Source organism: Sodalis sp. RH21 (assembly GCF_047324175.1).
Lineage (GTDB): Bacteria > Pseudomonadota > Gammaproteobacteria > Enterobacterales > Enterobacteriaceae > Acerihabitans.
This window is the reverse complement of the sequence record NZ_CP178732.1, coordinates 2779456-2797564: the sequence shown is the minus strand read 5'-3', so window position 1 is coordinate 2797564 and position 18109 is coordinate 2779456. Positions and strand designations below refer to the sequence as shown.

At 61.3% G+C, this 18109-nt stretch carries 21 protein-coding genes and 1 riboswitch; all 21 genes read right to left on the bottom strand.

From position 1 onward, the window contains the following. Positions 1-17: 17 nt before the first annotated feature. The 21 genes from ACL2XP_RS12855 to pocR all read right to left on the bottom strand — a co-directional run bounded on the left by ACL2XP_RS12855 (position 18) and on the right by pocR (position 17893). Positions 18-626, bottom strand: a complete 609-nt coding sequence (locus ACL2XP_RS12855) for a histidine phosphatase family protein (protein ID WP_413738885.1) — start codon at positions 624-626, stop codon at positions 18-20. Further along, positions 623-1372, bottom strand: coding sequence for an adenosylcobinamide-GDP ribazoletransferase (gene cobS / locus ACL2XP_RS12850; RefSeq protein WP_413738884.1), 750 nt, complete (start codon positions 1370-1372; stop codon positions 623-625). Before cobS ends, ACL2XP_RS12855 begins: the two co-directional genes overlap by 4 nt. Further along, positions 1372-1941: a bifunctional adenosylcobinamide kinase/adenosylcobinamide-phosphate guanylyltransferase gene (gene cobU, locus ACL2XP_RS12845; RefSeq protein ID WP_413738883.1), complete on the bottom strand. Its 570-nt coding sequence runs from the start codon at positions 1939-1941 to the stop codon at positions 1372-1374. The genes cobS and cobU overlap by 1 nt, the downstream gene beginning before the upstream one ends. A gap of 31 nt (positions 1942-1972) precedes the next feature. Next, on the bottom strand, positions 1973-3514 hold the full coding sequence (locus tag ACL2XP_RS12840) for a cobyric acid synthase (RefSeq protein WP_413738882.1): 1542 nt from the start codon (positions 3512-3514) through the stop codon (positions 1973-1975). Continuing rightward, complete coding sequence (locus ACL2XP_RS12835; RefSeq protein ID WP_413738881.1) at positions 3511-4326, bottom strand: ATP-binding cassette domain-containing protein; 816 nt, start codon at positions 4324-4326, stop codon at positions 3511-3513. Before ACL2XP_RS12835 ends, ACL2XP_RS12840 begins: the two co-directional genes overlap by 4 nt. 36 nt (positions 4327-4362) lie before the next feature. Continuing rightward, positions 4363-5040: an energy-coupling factor ABC transporter transmembrane protein gene (locus tag ACL2XP_RS12830; protein WP_413738880.1), complete on the bottom strand. Its 678-nt coding sequence runs from the start codon at positions 5038-5040 to the stop codon at positions 4363-4365. Next, positions 5027-5368, bottom strand: coding sequence for an energy-coupling factor ABC transporter substrate-binding protein (locus ACL2XP_RS12825; protein ID WP_413738879.1), 342 nt, complete (start codon positions 5366-5368; stop codon positions 5027-5029). The genes ACL2XP_RS12830 and ACL2XP_RS12825 overlap by 14 nt, the downstream gene beginning before the upstream one ends. Before the next feature lies 1 nt (position 5369). Continuing rightward, positions 5370-6104, bottom strand: a complete 735-nt coding sequence (locus ACL2XP_RS12820; RefSeq protein ID WP_413738878.1) for an energy-coupling factor ABC transporter permease — start codon at positions 6102-6104, stop codon at positions 5370-5372. 22 nt (positions 6105-6126) lie between these two features. Then, entirely contained in the window at positions 6127-6855 is a 729-nt protein-coding gene (locus ACL2XP_RS12815; protein WP_413738877.1) for a cobalt-factor II C(20)-methyltransferase, read from the bottom strand. Further along, entirely contained in the window at positions 6855-7640 is a 786-nt protein-coding gene (cbiK, locus tag ACL2XP_RS12810; RefSeq protein ID WP_413738876.1) for a sirohydrochlorin cobaltochelatase, read from the bottom strand. Before cbiK ends, ACL2XP_RS12815 begins: the two co-directional genes overlap by 1 nt. After that, positions 7637-8449, bottom strand: a complete 813-nt coding sequence (cobK, locus tag ACL2XP_RS12805; protein WP_413739145.1) for a precorrin-6A reductase — start codon at positions 8447-8449, stop codon at positions 7637-7639. The genes cbiK and cobK overlap by 4 nt, the downstream gene beginning before the upstream one ends. Before the next feature lie 91 nt (positions 8450-8540). Further along, complete coding sequence (locus ACL2XP_RS12800) at positions 8541-9284, bottom strand: precorrin-3B C(17)-methyltransferase (RefSeq protein ID WP_413738875.1); 744 nt, start codon at positions 9282-9284, stop codon at positions 8541-8543. Beyond that, the gene (gene cbiG / locus ACL2XP_RS12795; protein WP_413738874.1) at positions 9284-10357 is read right to left on the bottom strand and encodes a cobalt-precorrin 5A hydrolase; all 1074 of its coding nucleotides are present in this window, start codon (positions 10355-10357) and stop codon (positions 9284-9286) included. Before cbiG ends, ACL2XP_RS12800 begins: the two co-directional genes overlap by 1 nt. Further along, positions 10338-11111, bottom strand: a complete 774-nt coding sequence (locus ACL2XP_RS12790) for a cobalt-precorrin-4 methyltransferase (protein ID WP_413738873.1) — start codon at positions 11109-11111, stop codon at positions 10338-10340. Before ACL2XP_RS12790 ends, cbiG begins: the two co-directional genes overlap by 20 nt. Then, positions 11095-11670, bottom strand: coding sequence for a decarboxylating cobalt-precorrin-6B (C(15))-methyltransferase (locus ACL2XP_RS12785; RefSeq protein ID WP_413738872.1), 576 nt, complete (start codon positions 11668-11670; stop codon positions 11095-11097). Before ACL2XP_RS12785 ends, ACL2XP_RS12790 begins: the two co-directional genes overlap by 17 nt. Then, a complete protein-coding gene (locus tag ACL2XP_RS12780) occupies positions 11660-12283 on the bottom strand; it encodes a cobalt-precorrin-7 (C(5))-methyltransferase (RefSeq protein WP_413738871.1) in 624 nt (207 codons plus the stop codon). The genes ACL2XP_RS12785 and ACL2XP_RS12780 overlap by 11 nt, the downstream gene beginning before the upstream one ends. Further along, positions 12280-13401 carry a cobalt-precorrin-5B (C(1))-methyltransferase CbiD gene (cbiD, locus tag ACL2XP_RS12775; RefSeq protein ID WP_413738870.1) on the bottom strand — a complete coding sequence of 374 codons (1122 nt, stop codon included), beginning with the start codon at positions 13399-13401 and terminating at the stop codon, positions 12280-12282. Before cbiD ends, ACL2XP_RS12780 begins: the two co-directional genes overlap by 4 nt. Further along, positions 13401-14042 (bottom strand): cobalt-precorrin-8 methylmutase, encoded by a 642-nt coding sequence (locus tag ACL2XP_RS12770; protein WP_413738869.1) that lies wholly within the window; start codon positions 14040-14042, stop codon positions 13401-13403. Before ACL2XP_RS12770 ends, cbiD begins: the two co-directional genes overlap by 1 nt. 29 nt (positions 14043-14071) lie before the next feature. Further along, on the bottom strand, positions 14072-15022 hold the full coding sequence (gene cbiB / locus ACL2XP_RS12765) for an adenosylcobinamide-phosphate synthase CbiB (RefSeq protein ID WP_413738868.1): 951 nt from the start codon (positions 15020-15022) through the stop codon (positions 14072-14074). Continuing rightward, entirely contained in the window at positions 15019-16380 is a 1362-nt protein-coding gene (locus tag ACL2XP_RS12760) for a cobyrinate a,c-diamide synthase (protein ID WP_413739144.1), read from the bottom strand. The genes cbiB and ACL2XP_RS12760 overlap by 4 nt, the downstream gene beginning before the upstream one ends. A gap of 126 nt (positions 16381-16506) precedes the next feature. After that, a riboswitch (cobalamin riboswitch) is annotated at positions 16507-16690 on the bottom strand. A 267-nt stretch (positions 16691-16957) separates the two neighbouring features. Further along, complete coding sequence (gene pocR, locus ACL2XP_RS12755) at positions 16958-17893, bottom strand: transcriptional regulator PocR (RefSeq protein ID WP_413738867.1); 936 nt, start codon at positions 17891-17893, stop codon at positions 16958-16960. Between the last annotated feature and the right edge of the window lie 216 nt (positions 17894-18109).

Genomic DNA, 18109 nt, shown 5'->3' with positions numbered 1-18109 from the left:
CGAAATGGGTTGACGGTCTAACGCCCGGCGACCAAGGCCCGGCCGCTGTCGTTTACATGTTTGAGGACACAAAATCCCTCATCGAGGGAGACCTGCGTGAAAGCATCTTGCTGGAACGGGAAGTGCCACATGGCGGTTGGAGGCAACCCGAGCAGGGTCGCCAATACGATGCCCAGGACGCCCTGATGGGCCACCAGCAAAATATCGCCTGGCTGCTCCTGCCCGCGCAAACGGCCGGTGGCCGCCACCACCCGCTGGGAGAAAGACTGGAACCCCTCGCCGCCGGGGGGCAAGACGTGCTGCCAGTCGTCGCACCACGCGGCGTAGCGTTCGGCGTCATCCAGCCTGAGATCGCGGTGGTGGCGCAGTTCCCATTCGCCAAAATCCATTTCGTCCCACTGCGCCCAGCATTCTGGCTCGACCTGCGGGCGCAGGATCTGCGCCGTTTCGCGGCTGCGCTTAAGCCGGCTTATAAGTATCCGGTCGAAGCGGATTTCCGCCAGTTGCCATGCCACCCGATGCGCCTGCCAGCGGCCGCGCTGCGTCAGCGGCAGATCGCTGGCACCGCAGTACACGCCATCGCAGTTGGCCTGGGTTTCGCCGTGGCGCACTAAAAACAGGTTCATAGCGGCACCGCCAGCGCCGCCAGTAAAAACAGCCATTCGAAAACCTCCACGCCGCAACCGAGGGTATCGCCGGTTTGTCCGCCCAGCACGGCGTTGATCCTGGCGCGGTAGCCGTAGGCGATAACCAGCACCACCAGCGCCGCGATGGCGCCGTGAATACCGGCGATCAGCAGGGTCAGCAGCAGCCCGACCAGCAGCATCACGGCGAAATCATGGCCGCCGATCTGGCCGATATAGACATTGCCCAGCCCGCTGTCGCGGGCATAACGCTGGCGGTACATCAAGATGCCGATCAGGGCGCGGCTCAGGCAAGGGGCGGCGATAATATAGGGCAGCGCGCCGCCGGGATGCCGGGCGAGCGCCGCTATGGCCGCCAGCCGCAGGCCGATGGCGAACACCATCGCCAGCGCGCCGTTGGTGCCGATACGGCTGTCGCGCATAATTTCCAGCATCTGCTCGCGCTTGCGCGCCGAAAAAATGCCGTCGCAGGTATCGGCTAAACCATCAAGATGAAAGGCGCCGGTCACCATGGCGTTGGCCATTACCGTCAGCAAGGCCGCCAGCGGCGTGCCTAACGCGGGCTGCGCCAGCGCGAAAACCAGCGCGCAGATGCCCCCTACCACCAGCCCCACCACCGGCAGCCAGATAACGCCGCGGGCATAGGTATCCAGCGGCAGATCCGCCGTCCAGCGCGCCGGCACCGGCACCCGGGTCAGGAATTGCAGGGCGGCCAGAAACTGTTTCATCACGCCGCCCCCAGGCCGTCGCGGCCCTTGATATGCACCGGAATCCCCGACACCACCAGCCAGACGTCGCTGGCGGCGGCGGCCAGGCGCTGGTTGACCCGGCCCGCGATATCGCGGAAACGGCGCGCCAGCAGATTTTCCGGCACGATGCCCATGCCCAGTTCGTTGGTGACCAGGATCACCTGGCAGGGGGCGGCGGCGCAGGCGGCCACCAGCCGGTCGATTTGAGCGGCGATCTGCTGTTCGATGGCGGCGAAATCCATCTGCTCCGCCGGCGTATCCCCCGCCACATCGAACAGCAGATTGGTAACCAGGGTGGTGACGCATTCCAGCAGTACCGCGCCGACCCGATCGCCATGGCAGCGGATCACGACGTCGAGATCGCGATGCCCTTCCCAGGTTATCCAGTGCGCGGGACGCTCGCTGCGGTGCCTGGCCACCCGCGCGGCCATTTCCGGGTCGGTCACCAGCGAGGTGGCGATATACAGCACCGCGCCGCCGTCCCGCTGCGCCAGGGTTTCGGCCAGCCGGCTCTTGCCGCTGCGCGCGCCGCCGGTAATCAACATCATAATGGGGCTCCTTGTGCAGCCGGTGGCCGTCTCATGCGGCGCTCCCGGTTGCGGCGTGCTGGCGCATCAGGCGATACAGCAGCGGAATATCGATATTCGTCCGCATCTGGGCGGCCAGCGCGTCGAAGGACTGCTGTTTGCGCTCGCGCCAGCCCATCGCCGGCGTATCCAGTACGCCCAGCCCGCGCCGCTGGCGCAGCGCGTCGAGCAGCGCGCGGGTGAATTCGGGACGGTCAAACAGGCCGTGGATATAACTGCCGGCCACGTCGCCGGCGTCGTTGATGGCTCCGTCATTTTGTTCAACCGGGCGGCCGTTCTTGCGCGTCAGGCGGGCAAAAGGCCGCACGCCGGCCCCCAGGGTGGTCTGGCCCATATGGATTTCATAGCCGCTGAGGGTTAAACCGCCGCCGGCGGCAAATACCCCGGCCGGCAACGCCAGCACGGCGGCTTCCACCTGGGTGGTGGTTTTCAGCGGCTCGAAACGGGTTGCGCAATCGAGCAGCCCCAGGCCGTCGGTATGCGCGATACCGGACTCGATACCGTCGGTGACGCGCCGCCCCAGCATCTGGAATCCCCCGCAGATCCCCAGGATCGGCACGCCTTGCCGATGGGCCTGGTGGATTTGCGCATCGATGCCGTTGTCGCGCAGATAATCCAGATCGCCAAGGGTATTCTTACTGCCGGGAATAATCAGTAAATCCGGCACGCCCAGGGATTCGCCGCGTTTCACATAGCGCAGCCGGACGTCGGGCTGGAACGCCAGGGCGTTAAAATCGGAAAAATTGGCGATATGCGGCAGTTGCAGCACCGCCACATCCAGCTCGCGGTCGCCGCCCTGGCGATATTTGTCCCCTTGCAGGGCCACGCCGTCTTCGTCTTCCAGCGGTTCGTCGAACCAGGGCATCACCCCCACCACCGGGACGCCGGTCAGCGCTTCGATTTGCGCGATCCCCGGCTTGAGCAGCTCCAGGTCGCCGCGAAATTTATTGATAATCACGCCTTTGACGCGGGCTTTTTCCTGGGGCCGCAGCAGCGCCAGGGTACCGTAGATGGCGGCGAACACCCCGCCCTTATCGATATCGGCCACCAGCAGCACCGGCGCATCGGCCTGTTCCGCCATGCCCATATTGACAATGTCCCGATCGCGCAGGTTGATTTCCGCCGGACTGCCGGCGCCTTCGATGACGATAATGTCATGATCCGCCGCCAGGCTGCGATAGACCTCGCCCACGCGCTCACGCAGCTGCGGCTTATACAGATGGTAATCCATGGCGTCCATATGGCATAACGCCTCGCCCATGACGATCACCTGGGATTTGCGGTCGCTGGTGGGTTTGAGCAGCACCGGATTCATGCGCACGTCAGGCTCGATGCCCGCCGCTTCGGCCTGGAACACCTGGGCCCGGCCCATTTCCGCCCCGTCGCGGGTAATCCAGGAGTTCAGCGCCATATTCTGCGCTTTAAACGGCGCGGCGCGATAACCGTCCTGGGCGAAAATACGGCACAGCCCCGCCACCAGGACGCTTTTACCGACGTCGGAAGCGGTACCTTGAATCATAATGGACAGAGTCATAACGGCGTCCCCAGCGATTGTCCGGCATAGGCGAACAACGCTTCTTCGGTTTTAACCAGCGGCATTCCCAGACGGGTATGGGCTTTCACCAGCCACGGCTGGCTGAGCCCGGCCCGCGCCAGCATGGAGGTTTGCAAAAACACCTCGCGCTCGCTGCCCTGGGCCAACAGGCGCCCTTGCGCCATGACATAGATATAATCGCAAATATGGTAGATCAGGTCGATATCATGGCTGGCGATAATCACGTGTCGGCCCTGGTCGGCGATACGCTGGATGATGCGGATCATCGCCTCGCGGCCCTGGGGGTCCAGCCCGGCGGTCGGTTCATCGAGCAGCAGATATTCCGACTGCATCACCAGCGCGCCGGCGATGGCCACCCGTTTTTTCTGCCCGTGGCTGAGATATTGAATCGGCCGGTGGCGAAACGAATCCGCCCCCACCAGGGCCAGCGCCTGTTCCAGTCGCCCCTGGATCACCGACTCCTCCACCCCCAGGTTACGCAGGGCAAAGGCGATATCGCTGTCGATATCGGTATAAAACAGCTGATGATCGGGTTCCTGAAATACCAGCACCAATTGCTGGCGCAGCGCCAGTAGGCTGCGTTTGTCATAACGCAGCGGTTCGCCCTGCCATAAGACCCGCCCGCTTTGCGGTTTTTGCAGGCCCAGCAAATTCATAAACAGCGTTGATTTTCCGCAACCGTTGGCGCCAATCAGCCCGGTGACCCGGCCGCGGCCGAAATCCAGGGTTAAATCACGCAGCGCCGGCTCATCCTGCTGCCAGGAAAAACTGAGTGCCTCGGTAGCTAACATCTTGGCTCCTTAGTGGTGGCTCGGTATAAATGCGCTTTATAAATGGAAATCGCCCTGATACAGCTTAACGTCCAGCGCCACGGACATTTCACGATAGCGGGTCATCACCCGCAGCATCAGCATTCCTACCAGCATCGCCAGCGAGTGGTAACCGGTGCGCAGCGAGCGATAACCGAAACGCAGGGATTGCGCCTGGCGAATGGCCATCGCCTCGTCGAGAAAAATAAAGATAAAGCGATAACTCAGCAACGTATGCTCGATCAACAGCCGCGGCAAATGGCATCGTTTAAGAATTTGGATAATCTGGGTAAACGGCGTGGTCAGCACAAACAGATAGGTGGCCGCCAGGGCGGTCATGCTGCGCCACATGGCCTGGTTGGCCAGCACCAGGCCATGTTTATCCAGGCCGAGGGACAAGCCCCCCAGCCGCACGCTATAGATCATGCCCTCGGCGGACCAGGCGAACGAGACCGCGATGCTCAGCAGGCTGACCGCCAGAAAACCCAGCGGCAGGCTGAGCCAATGCAGGTAACGCGCCCAGCTCACGCGCGCCGCATAACAGGTCAGCGGGATCAGCAGCAGCAGCGTCACGCACTGATACAGCGGCGTGGTCAGCAGCGCGACGCCCAGTAAACCGACGTAGGCCACGAATTTCAGCATCGGATCCCGCGTCTGCCAGCGGTTTTGCCAGGCCAGGCGATCAATTTCCAACATGGTGACCGTCCGGGGCGCGTTTGCCGCTGTCCGAATTATCGTCGTCGCGCCGGTTTTTGCCGCGATAATCCCGGCCCCGGTAATAGCCCAGGATATAGAAGATCACCGCCGTACCCAGCGAGCCTTGCAGGGTAAACAACAGGCTTTCGATTTCGCTGCTGGCCGGCTCGTAAAACGGCGCGAACCAGGGTTTGTAGTCCGGGGCGATAAGGCCAATCAGCCCTTCCGCCTCGTTATCCGAACCGCCATAGCTACCGCCATGGTTGATAAAAAACGGCATCACCATCAGCGCCACCACCAGCGAGAGCAAGATCAGCATCTTTTTCATATTAATGACTCCCCACGCTAATTAACTGCCGTTTGGTTAACTGGTCATAAATCATTACCGTCAGCAGCCCTTCCGCGATGGCGATGGGGATTTGCGTCAGGCAAAATACGCCCATAAATTTCAGCGCCGAGCCGGTAAAACCAAAGGTGGGATCGGGAAACGCCAGCCCGAGCTGCAACGACGTGACCATATAGGTGGAAAGATCCGCCAGCGTCGCGCACAGGAATACCGCCACATCGCGCCGCAGGCCCATACGCAGCGACAGCCGCCAGACCACATAACCCACCATCGGCCCGACCACCGCCATCGAAATCGCGTTGGCGCCCAGCGTAGTCAAACCGCCATGGGCCAGCAGCAAGGCCTGGAACAGCAGCACCACGGCCCCCAGCACCGACAGCACCCAGGGACCGAACATGATGACCGCCAGGCCCACGCCGGTGGGATGGGAACAGCTACCGGTCACCGAAGGAATTTTCAGCGCCGAGAGCACAAAAATAAACGCCCCGCATAAGGCCAGCAGCACCTTGCGATTGCTGTCTTCCGCGACGATTTGCCGCATGCGCGTCAGGCCGATGGCCAGGCAAGGCAAAAACAGCAGCCACCAGGCCAGCGCCCACATGGGCGGCAAAAAACCTTCCATAATATGCATGGCATACGCATCCTGCGGCACTACCAGCAGCAATATCGCCATGCCGGCGCCGAAGGCGGAATACCCCTTCCCTACGTGTAGGTTCATTGATCAGATCCTCTGTTTAAGGTTATAAATCGCTATTCTCAAAAGCGTTGGCCCAGCTTTTATTGACCACTATCGTGGAAAAATACGGCAACGCCCGATCCGGTGCCAGGTCGCCGAGGGCGTGGAAACACTGCTCATCCGGCAGCGAAGCGTTGGCCATCAGCAGGGCGTGGTCGATCAACCCCAGACGGCGCAGCAGGGCCTGAATGCGCGCAAACCGGCCGTAAACCTTCATCAGCACGACGCAGTCATGGGTCAGCAATGCCGTTTCCAGCGCACGCTCGTCATCGGTACAGGCCATTACCGCCAGGGACTGGTTCTCCATCGCCAGCGGCAGTTGGGCGCGGGCGGCGATGCAGGCAAACGACGTGACGCCGGGAATAATTTCGATCTCGATGCGCCCGCGCAGACGCGCCAGCAAAAATACCCAGGTGCTATAGAGCATGGCGTCCCCCAGGGTGATAAAACCGACCTGCAGGCCCTGTTCCGCGTCGGCGGCCATTTCCAGCGCCACCGCGTCCCAGGCGGCGCCTTTTTCCTCCGCGTCCTGGCTCATGGGGAAGTGCCGGGTTTTCAGCGCCACGCCGGCGCCAAGATAATCGCGTACGATACCCAGAGACAGGCTGTCGCCGCCTTTGCGCCCCGCCGGGGCATACAGCACATCCAGCTCGCCGAGGATACGGGCGCCCCGCACCGTAATTAAATCGGCGGCGCCCGGCCCGGTGCCGATGGCGTAAAGTTTGCCGCTCATCAGGCCACCTCCGCGGTCATGCATTCCGCCAGATGATCCACGAATAATTGCTGGATCAAGGGATTCTCGCCCAGGCCCTGCACCCAGCACCGGCACTCATAACCCGCGCGCTGTAGCTGGCTTTTCCAGGACTCCGGCTCATCGGAGGCCATATCGTTGATAGCGTGATCGCCGGCCACCAGCATCAGCGGCATCAGATGGACCTTGCGTACCCGCTGGGCCTTGAGCCGATCGATGACCCCCGCCAGATCGGGATAGCTTTCCACCGCGCCGATCGACGCCGGGATGCGGCGCGCGGCCAGCATATGATCCAGGCAAGCATAGGCGGCAAACGCATGATGGCTGGTGCCGTGTCCCATAAATACCACCCGTTCGTCGCCGGCCAGCGGCGGCATCTGCGCCTGCAGGGCGCCGATCAGCCGCCCATAGTCCTGCTCGCCGTTAAGCAGCGGCGCGCCGATATACAGCGCATCGAAACGTTCGCGCCACGGGGCCGCGTGATGCAGGATTTTTTCGTACTCGTCGCCGTTGATGACATGCAGCGATTGGATCGCCACATCCCGGTAGCCCTGTTGCCAGAGTTTTTCCAGCGCCTGCGCCGGCGAGTCGATAAATAGGCCGTCCCGCCGCGCCAGCTTGCGCATAATCATGCCGGACGTGAAGGCGCGAAACGGCGTGCGGTCGCCAAAGGCATCGGCCAGCCGGCGCTCGCAGGCCTCGATATTGCGGATGCGCGCTTCGGTATAGGTAGTGCCGAAACTGATGGTCAAAAGCGCTTTGTTCATGGGTGATTCCTCGATGGCCGCGACAAGGACGCGTTGGCGGCGTCAAGCCACTGGTCCAGGCGGTGTTCAAAATCTTCCGGCGTGGAAATCATGTCGTCCCAGCGCATGGCCGGGCGGCGGATGACCACGCAGGGAATGCCCAGTTCCAGGCAGGGCAGAACTTTTTCGGCGTAGCCCCCTTCCCGGCCGGACTCTTTGGTGATCATGACCTGCGGCCGGTACTGGCGGTATAGCGCCCGGTTAAGCTCGTGGCTGAATGGCCCGGTCATGGCGATGATCTGATTGACGCCCAGGCCGAGATCCGCGCACTGGCCGAGAATCCCGGCCAGCGGCAACACGCGCGCTATCAGGGTTTTCCCGGGCAAGAGCCGCACATAATCGGCCAATTGCTTGCTGCCGGTGGTCAGTAAAATACGATCCCCCAGCCCCGCCGCCGTATGGCAGGCCTGCTCCACGGTGTCCACCTGCAATAATAGAGGGTGAGTAATGGCGGCGATTTCGCTGGGGCGCTCGTAACGGGTGAGCGGCAGGCGCAAGGCGGCGCAGGCCGCGGCCAGGTTGCGCGACGCCAGCTCGGCATAGGGATGGGAGGCATCGATGGCCCAGCACGCGCCGCGCAGCCAGTCGGCCAGGCCGTCGGCGTCCAGGCGCCCTACCTGCCGGGCGCCGCCTACGCCGGCGGCCAGCGCCTCGCCGGTGGCCGTGGCCACCGACAGGCTGTAAGGCACGCCGCGCCGACTTAACACGCGGCACAGGGCCAGGGCGTCGGAGGTGCCGCCGAGCACATTAACGCGCGCACCGGCAGACATCCCACGGCCATCCGCCGGGCATTGTTCGCCGACCGGCATCGCCGCACGGCCGGTCATCGGCGTTCCGCTTAGCTGATTCATCGCCGCCCGCTCACGCTTGCGCCGGATCGGCGAGCTGATAACCACGGGGGGTGATCATCAAACCGTCCCGGCAATAGGTGGCCTGGTTGCCGACAATCACCAGACACGTCATATCCACCGGCGCAAAATCCATGTCCCCCAGCGTGGTCAGCCATTTTTCTTCCTTTTTGCGCCCGGCGGCGCGCACCACGCCCACCGGGGTGGCGTCCGACTTATAGCGGCGCATCAGCTCGAAGGCATGGGCTAAATGATCGGGCCGGCCGTGGCTGCGGGGATTGTAAAAGCAGATCACGAAATCCGCCTGCGCCGCGCACAGGATGCGCTTTTCGATCGCCGGCCAGGGCGTCATCAGGTCGCTCAGGCTGATATGGCAAAAATCATGCATCAGCGGCGCGCCCAGCAGCGAGGCGGCGGCGGTGCTGGAGGTCACGCCGGGAATCAATTTGACCTGGACGTCCAGCTGCTGCTGGGTGGTGAGCTCCAGGATCAACCCGGCCATGCCGTAGATGCCGGCGTCGCCGCTGCTGATCAGCGCGACTTTCTGGCCGCCCGCCGCCAGATCCAAGGCCGCCTGGCAGCGTTCGATCTCTTTGCACATGCCGGTTTTAATCACCTGTTTGTCGCCGGTCAGGTGCTTAACCAGATGGGTATAGGTTTTATAGCCGACGATAATGTCGGCGTCGCGGATGGCGTCGAGCGCCTCAATGGTCATCGCGGCCTGGCTGCCCGGGCCGATACCGATTACGTACAGCATCAGCAGGAAACTCCTAAGGTAATGGTCACGCCCTGGGTGCGCAGGGTATCGCCCACCAGGCGACCGTTGCTCATCAGCCATGCGACCGGTTGGGAAACGCTGCCGATGCCCACGACTCGGCGCACGAAATCCGAGACGGGGAAATGCGCCGCCACGGGTTTAAGGATCTCGACGGAATAAGTTTCGAACGGCACGCAGCACTGGTTGGCCAGGTTGCGCAGCGCCGGTTCGTCGCTTTTAATGGATACGCTGCCGATGGCGCGCAGCGCCAGGGGATCGATATGCTGGCTGGCCAACTGCTGGGCCAGCAGGCGCGATACGGTGGACGGAGGCGTGTCGCGGCGACAGCCGATGCCGGCCACCACGCAGCGCGGCACCAGTTTGTAGACCGGCACCGGCACGTCCGGCACCGTATCGTGCAAACTGACATACAGCAGCGCATCCAGCTCGGGCAAATCGTCCAGATCGGTAACCAGCACCAGGCCGCGGGTATCGCAATACTCTTCGGGCCAGTGCATTTTTATCGTGGCCAGGGAGGTCTGATCCCAAAACAGGCCGACCTTGCCGCCGCAGACCATCAGTTGGTTAAGCTTTTTCACGTTCTGGCGAAAGTCGATCATGGTGGCGTTCAACTGCTGGGCCAGGATATCCACCGCCGCCAGCTGGTTCACATCGGTGGCGGTGGTGATCACCGGTTCGGCGCCCATCAGCCCGGCGATATACCGGGTAAGCGCGTTGGCGCCGCCCATATGGCCGGACAACAGGCTGATGGCGTGCTGCCCCTGGTCGTCAATCACCACTACGGCGGGATCGCTGAATTTATCTTTAATCAACGGCGCAATCACCCGCACCGTCAGGCCGGTGGCGCAAATAAAAATCAGCGCCGAATAGGCGTTGAAGACTTCCGCCACCGTATGCGCCAGCGTGCCGTGAAAAGGTTCGAACCCCTCTTCCAGCAGGCTTTGGCTGGTAAAACAGGTCATGGGCAACTGGCCGGATAATCTTTTGGCCAGCCTGACGCCGCCCGGCGTCAGGCAAAACAGGGCGACCGACTCAGGCTTGACGATATTCATGGGAGAATCCGGCGTGATAAAGTTTGGAGTAATGATATTCATCGCCCAGGAAGGCCCCCACCATGATAAGCGCCGTCTTGCCGATCCCCGCCGCGCGCACTTTGCCGGCGATATCCGTTAACGTGCCGCGCACGGTTTTTTCTTCCGGCCAGGTCGCCTTGAAGATCACCGCCGCCGGCGTGTCGGCGGGATAACCGCCGTCGATCAACCGCTGCGCCACCCGATCGATGGCCTGCACCGACAGAAAAATGGCCATCGAGGTGCGATGCGCGGCAAAGGCTTCCAGCGATTCCAGCTCCGGCGTGGGCGTGCGCCCTGCCATGCGGGTGATAATCAGGCTTTGCGACACTTCCGGCACCGTATACTCCACCCCCAGCTGCGCCGCCGCGCCGAGAAACGCGCTGACGCCAGGCACGGTGCTAAAACCGATATCCCGGCCGCCCAGTTCTTCGATTTGTTCGCGGATGGAGCCGTATAGGGATAAATCCCCGGTTTGCAGCCGCACGACCAGTTTGCCGTCGGCTATGCCCTGCGTCATATGGCCGATAATCTGCTGCAAATTGAGGCCGGCGCTGTCATAACGGTCCGCATCCGGTTTGCAATAGTCCAGCAGGGCGGGATTAATCAGCGAACCGGCGTAAATCACCACGTCCGCCTGGCATAACAGCCGGTAGCCTTTTAGGGTGATTAATTCCCGGTCACCCGGTCCGGCGCCTACAAACCAGACCAGCCGGCGGTCAAAGGGCTCTGTCATTCGTGTTCTCCTTGTGACAGGAAATAATAAAAGCGGGATTGTTAGGTTTAAAAAAGTGTCCGCTGCCAAGTCCGGTCAGCGCGGAGACCTGCATCTGAATACAGTCCGCCGCGCCAAAACCGCCCATCGCCAGGCACCGCAACGCTTCGTTAAGGTTTTCCAATAAAATCAGGTTAATCACCAGGCGGCCGCCGGGTAACAGCAACGCCCCGGCCCAGCGGATAATCTGTTGCAGATTGCCCCCGCTGCCGCCGATAAACACCGCGTCAGCCCGCACCGCCACGGGCAGCGGCGCCTCGCCGGCCAGGATATCCACGCGCGTCAGATTGAAGCGATCGCAGTTTTGGCGGATCAGCGCCAGCGCCTCCGGGTTGCGCTCGATGGCCACCACCCGCAGATGGGGATAACGGCAGGCGGCCTCAATGCCGACGCTGCCGGTGCCCGCGCCCACGTCAATCAACACCCCCGCCTGCGCCAGCTCCAGCCGTTCGAGGGATATCAGGCGCACCTCGCGTTTGGTCATCGGCACCGGGCCGCGGATAAATTCTTCATCTCTCATCAAGGATCACCACTACGTTCATTGCATAATGCGGCGCGACCTGTGCGGGGGACAGCCGGTGGATGCGCTCATCGGGATAGGACAGGTTTTCGCCGATAATCATGGTGCGGCGCAGGCCGCGTATCAGAATCTGCCTGGCTATTTCATAGGGGCCGATCCGGTCGTCGGTAACCATGGCCACCTTGGGATGCATCAGCAAAAAATCAAAATCCGGCGCGCGGCCGTGGCTGCTGGTGAGATAGGCATCATTCATCGACAGCGCCAGGCGAGAAAACAGGTATTGCGCCGCGCTAATGCCCGGTACGATTTGCAACCGGCCGGGGGCCAGGCGGCGGCTGAGATAATCGCCGATGCCGTACAACAGCGGGTCCCCCGAAGCCAGCACCACCACGGCCCGTTCTCCCTGCTGCGCCAACCAGCCGGCCAGCTCCGCCAGGGCGCCGAGCGGCCGTTTTTCCCCGGAGAAATCCGGGAAGCAGTCTAATTGCCGCGGGCTGCCGACCAGCACCGCGCACTGGTCGATCAGGCGCCTGGCGCGCGCAACCAGATAATCACTGTCCCCCGGGCCAAGGCCGACCACGCTTACCGCGGGCGCCGCTCCATGCCGGTTCATCGAAACGCCGCCGTCAATTCCGCCACCGGGCGGCTGCTGCCCAGCACCTGCTGGTCAAACGAAAACAGCAGCGCGTCGCAGGCCGGCGGCTGGGCGGAGAATCGCAGCAGTTCCGCCATGCGTTCCCCCACGCGCCGGGCGATGGCCGGATAGACCCGCTGCCAGCCGGCCGCGTCGATCAGCGCCATCGCCTCTTCGGTAGTGACGCAGGCCGCCACTTGATGCATCAGGACGTGGGGGGCATCGCATAAGGCCAGCCAGGCAATCAGGGTTTCCATGCGCCCGTCGGCGATATGGCTGTGGGTGTGGAAAATGCCCGCGGCCACTTTGACCAGCTTGCCGAAGTGGCCCACCATCAACACCTGCCTGAAGCCCAGGCGCTCGGTCTCTTTGAGCATATAGCCGACAAAGTTGCTCATAGTGACAACGTAACGTGAATCGATGTTCAATTGCTCCTGCACAAAGCGCTCGCCATGATTGCCTGGCACCAGAATCACCCGTTCCATACCCTCGGCGCGTTTCATGCCCAGCTCCAGCGACAGCGAGCTTTTCCAGCTCTCCTCCGACATCGGCGTCACGATGCCGGTAGTGCCGATAATGGAGATGCCGCCCAGAATGCCCAGCCGGGAGTTATAGGTTTTGCGCGCCCGGGCTTCTCCTTCCGGGGCGAAAATTTCCACGTCCGCGCCGCGTTCCGGGCCAATGGCCTCGCGCACCGCCGTTTCGATGGTGTGGCGCGGGGTTTTATTAATCGCCGCCTGGCCGATATCCAGCCCGATGCCGTTACGGGTAATCCGCCCGACGCCCACGCCGCCGTCGATGGTGATGGCGGTATCGGGGCGCAGCTTGACCCGGGCGAAAATCATCATGCCGTCGGTGGCGTCGATATCGTCACCGCCGTCCTTGCGGATGCCGGCCGTGGCCTCGCCCGGACTTATCAGCGGCAGCTCCACGTTCAGGCGCAGCGTCACGCCGGAGGGGGTGACGATGGAGACGTTGTCAATCACCTGCTGGCGCAGCAGCATCAGGGCGGCGACTTTGGCCGCCGCGGTCGCGCACGATCCGGTGGTGTAGCCTTTGCGCAACGCTTTGCCGTTATACCAAACCACGTCTTCCATCACGCCTCCCGCAGTTGATAAAGAATGGCGTTGATAATGGCGGCGGCGATATTGCTGCCGCCTTTGCGGCCCAGGGCGGCGATACAGGTCAGCGCGCTGTCGGCCAGGGCCTGTTTGGACTCGCTGGCGCCGACAAAACCTACCGGCACCCCGATCACGCCTTCAGGCGTCTCGCCGGTGGCGGCGCAGTGTTCCAGCAAACGAAACAGCGCGGTGGGAGCGTTGCCGAACACAAACAGGCGTTTGCCCGGCTCGCGCATCGCCCGATCCACCGCCGCCATGGAGCGGGTAACCCCCTGCTCGCGCGCCTGCGCCGCCACGGCCGGATCGGCGATAAAGCAGCGGATATCGCAGCCCAGGCGGGCCAGATCGGTTTTGTTGATGCCCGACAGCGCCATGGTGGTATCGGTATAAAGGGTGCAGCCCTGGCGCAACGTATCGGCGATGCGCTGCGGCGCGCCGGCCGAGAAATGCAAAATATCCAGCCAGTCGAAATCCGCGCTGGTATGAATGGCGCGCAGGATGATTTTTTCCTGCCAGATATCCTGGAAGCGAAACCCGGGGCGCTCCCGGGCGATAATCCCGCGGATAATGTCAAAGCTGGCGCTTTCGATTTGCTGTGGTTGCTTGATATAGCTCATTCGCGTTTCGGCTCCGGGCATACGCCCTGTTAAAGTAGGCCCGGTAAACCCGGCAGGCACATCGCCGCCAGGGTCAGGGCGGACGCCACATACATCAAACGGATACTGGCGGTGATATCCTCCAGGCCGATATCGCGCCGCGCCTCGCCGATCCAGGGCTTTTCCACCCGTTCATTAAAATAGGTGTTCGGCCCGCCCAGCCTGACGCCCAGCGCGCCGGCCACGGTGGCTTCCGACCAGGCGCAATTAGGACTTTTATGCTGGTAGCGATCGCGCCAGCCGATGCGCCAGGCGTTGCGCCCGTCCAGCCGCAGCACCCAGGCCGCCAGCGCGAGCATCACCCACCCCAGGCGCGCAGGCAGCCAGTTGGCCGCATCGTCCAGCCGCGCCGATACGCAGCCGATGGCCCGGTATTTCGGCGTGCGGTAGCCCACCATGGAATCAAGGGTGTTAACCGCCTTATAGGCCATCGCCAGGGGGACGCCGCCGATAAACAGCCAAAACAGCGGCGCGATAACCCCGTCGACGCTGTTCTCCGCCACCGTTTCCACCACCGCGCGCATAATTTGCGGCCGCGTCAGGTTTTGCGTGTCGCGCCCGACGATATAAGAAAGCTGGCGGCGCGATTCTTCCAGGGTGCCCGCCCGCAGCGCGTGGTAGACCGCCATGGCCGCATCCCGCAGGCAGCGGGTGGCCAGCAGGGTATAGGTCAGCCACGCTTCGGCCAGCCAATGCAACCAGGGATTGAACGCCAGGAGTTTGAGCAGCGCGGCGGTGGCCAGCCAGGTGGCGCCGACCACCGCCACCCACAGCACGGCGCCGCCGATATAGAGCGCGCGTTCGCTGCGGCAACAGCGGCGGACCCCACGCTGGGCGACGGTAATGGCATGGCCAATCCAGCGTACCGGATGCGGCCAGTGCGGCGGATCCCCCAGCCATAAATCCAGCAAATAGCCGACGATAAAGGCGCTGATGCTCATAACTGCGCACATCCTTTGTCCAGCCAGCGGCGCAGCAATGCCGGACGCTGATAAAAGTGCACATGCAGGTAGCTGGCCAGGATATGGTCATCGCCGTATCCGCCGAACCAGCGCTTGACCTCGCCGCCGGAAGTGGTTTTATTCAGGGTAAACAGCGGGGTTTCGTCGGTAATATATTCGGAGTGATGGAATTCATGGCCGCGCAGGGTTTCCCCGCGCGCCCCCAGCAGATTGTCGCACAGCGCTTCCCCCTCGCAGTAGCCAAAGCGCTTAAGACCTTCGCTCATGCGGCTGGTACCGCGCAGCAGGCCGACCATGGAAAACGACCGCCCCGCGCGATCTTCCAGCGCTTTGCCTAAATACATCAAGCCGCCGCATTCCGCGTAGATCGCCGTTCCGCTGTTGCCGGCGCGCAGCAGCGAGGCCCGCATGGCGCGGTTATCCGCCAGTTGTTCGGCAAAGATTTCGGGAAACCCGCCGCCGATATAGACCATCTGGCAGCGCGGCAGCCCGCTATCGCGCAGCGGGCTGAATGGGACGATGTTCACGCCGATATCCCGCAGCAGCTGGAGGTTGTCGGGATAATAAAAATGGAATGCTTCGTCTTTGGCCAGCGCCAGCGTCAATCGCCGATAGCGCGGGTCCCGGGGGGGATCGGGTAAATGGCCGGCGGCCGGGCGGCAGTCGGCCACCGCCAGCAGCCGGTCGAGATCGATATGGCGTTCGACGCAGGCGGCCAACTGGTCCCATTGGGATTCGAGGCGGTGGCTCTCCTGCGACGGGATCAGGCCCAAATGCCGCGACGGCAGTTCCCAGTCCTTGAGCGGCGGCAGATAGCCCAGCACCGGCAGATCGCAATAACGGGTAATGGCATTTTTGATTAGGGTAAAATGATGTTCGGAAGCCACGCGGTTAACGATAATACCGACAATGTTAACGGCGGGATCAAACAGTTGAAAACCGAGCACCGTGGCCGCCGCCGACGTGGACACCGCCTTGCCGTCGATAATCAGCACCACCGGCACGCCCAGCTGTTTGGCCAGCGCCGCGCTGCTGCACGCGCCGTCGTCCCCCAGCCCGTCGTACAGCCCCATCACGCCTTCGATAATACCGATATCGGCCTGGGCGAGGTGCCGGGTGAATAAGCCGCAAAGCGTATCCGGCGCCAGCATATAGGCATCCAGATTGTGCGAGGGAATGCCGCTGACCGCCTGGTGCCAGCCGGTATCGATATAGTCCGGCCCGCATTTGAACGGCTGTGCCCGCTGGCCGCGCAGCGCCAGCGCGCGCAGCAGCCCGAGGGTAAGCAATGTTTTTCCTGTCCCGCTTTGCGCGCCGCCGATGAGTATCGCTTTCATCATCATCCCGTTATGCCTGGGGGAAGCGAGCGGGATTGTCATAAGCAATGGCGGTGGGGCATCCTGCAACCCAGCGGCACTGTTAGGACAACCCTCTTCCCTCCGAAGGAGTTGTGTCCGAGCCCGTCGGGCTACGTATTATCAGGCAGGTCTTCTGGCTGAGCGTCATCCTCCTCCGGCCCTTCCCAATCGATAGCGATCAGTGGTAACTCCGGATTTGTCGGCATTACAGCAGCGGGGGCTGCGGAGGATTTTCACCTCCTTCCCTGACGGCCTTGCGGCGCGTTTGACCTGATAACAATTATTTTTTACTAATCTAAAGTATCTATGGGAAATATACCCCGTATTGGATCAAAAAAAATGTCTGCGAGCAGCGCTTTGATTGAAATTTATTGCCACAGGATAACACTTTTTAGCTATTGGAAATTAGCCAATCCTGTAGCATAGGTCATCAGGGAGCATTTTCCGGGGATTGGAAGATAACATAAAATAGCGTTGGCTAAATGAGAGAAATGAGATCCCGATCGTCGGGAAATAATGCTTACGCGGGAAAATGTCTTCACGAGGAATAAAATGATTAATTTCGCTGCAGCGCGATATTTTTATTTATGCTGATATCGGGAGACGCCAGGCGCTGTTCGCGATAGGCCTGCGGAGTAATACGATAGGCCTGGCGAAATACTTTGCAAAAATAGCTGGCTTGGGAAAAACCGAGATTGCGGGCGATGACGGCGATCGACCAGTCGCTTTGTTCCAGCATCTGGAGCGCGCTTTGCATACGCTGCTGATTGACATAGGCATTAAAACCAATACCTTGGTATTTTTTAAATAATTTACTGAAATAATAAGGGCTTAGATAGACCATGGCCGCCACGTCCTCCAGACGCAGGTCCTCGGAGTAATGGCTGTCGATGTAACGCAGGGCCTTTTTCATTTTGCTGTCGTGCTGGCTGGGGATAGCCACCCGCCGCTCAGCGTTGGTCGGGGCATGCTCTTTAATCACCACGAAATCACGCTGCTGTTTTAGATAGTTATCGACGATTATCTTCAGCAGCTCGGCGGAAGACAGCAAGCGGTCGTAGTTAATTACCGGAATTTTTTCGAAATTTTCGGTAAATTGGAAATCCTGCCGCCAGGCATAAGAGCTGCATTCCTGCACTTCGGGCAGTTGAACGGTATCATGCAACCGCACCTGGCCGCACAGGACGAAGCCGACCAAATGGCCGCCAATCACCAGGGGAATGGAAAAGTCGGTCAAGCCGGCGTGACAGCGGTAGATACAAGGCTGGTTGGATTTGGATGCCTCCAGGCCCCCGCAGCGATCGCTCATGCGGCAACGGCGGCTCATTTCAGGATCTTGGCGCATGAGTTGGCAAAAAGGAGTGAAATGATATAAATCCGATACCTCTTCACCATGAATATTCACCACCACAACCGCCAAACTGGTGGCGTTTGCGAAGTCCCGCGCGATTTTATTAATCAGCTCTGAATCCATAAAATTATCGGAATTCATATTAGGCCCTCTCGCGCTTTACTTATTTTTAATAAATCAGTAACAAAAAAGATATATTTCATCTGATCGTCACGTACGGGTGAAAGATGCAGCGATAACGACTTAATATCTTACAACTAGCCAAAATATACCCTGTCATCTCTCCAAAAATTATCTTAAAGCTACTGCGGATTTAATCATTTTTCCATAATTTAAAACCGTGCTCTATCACACAAT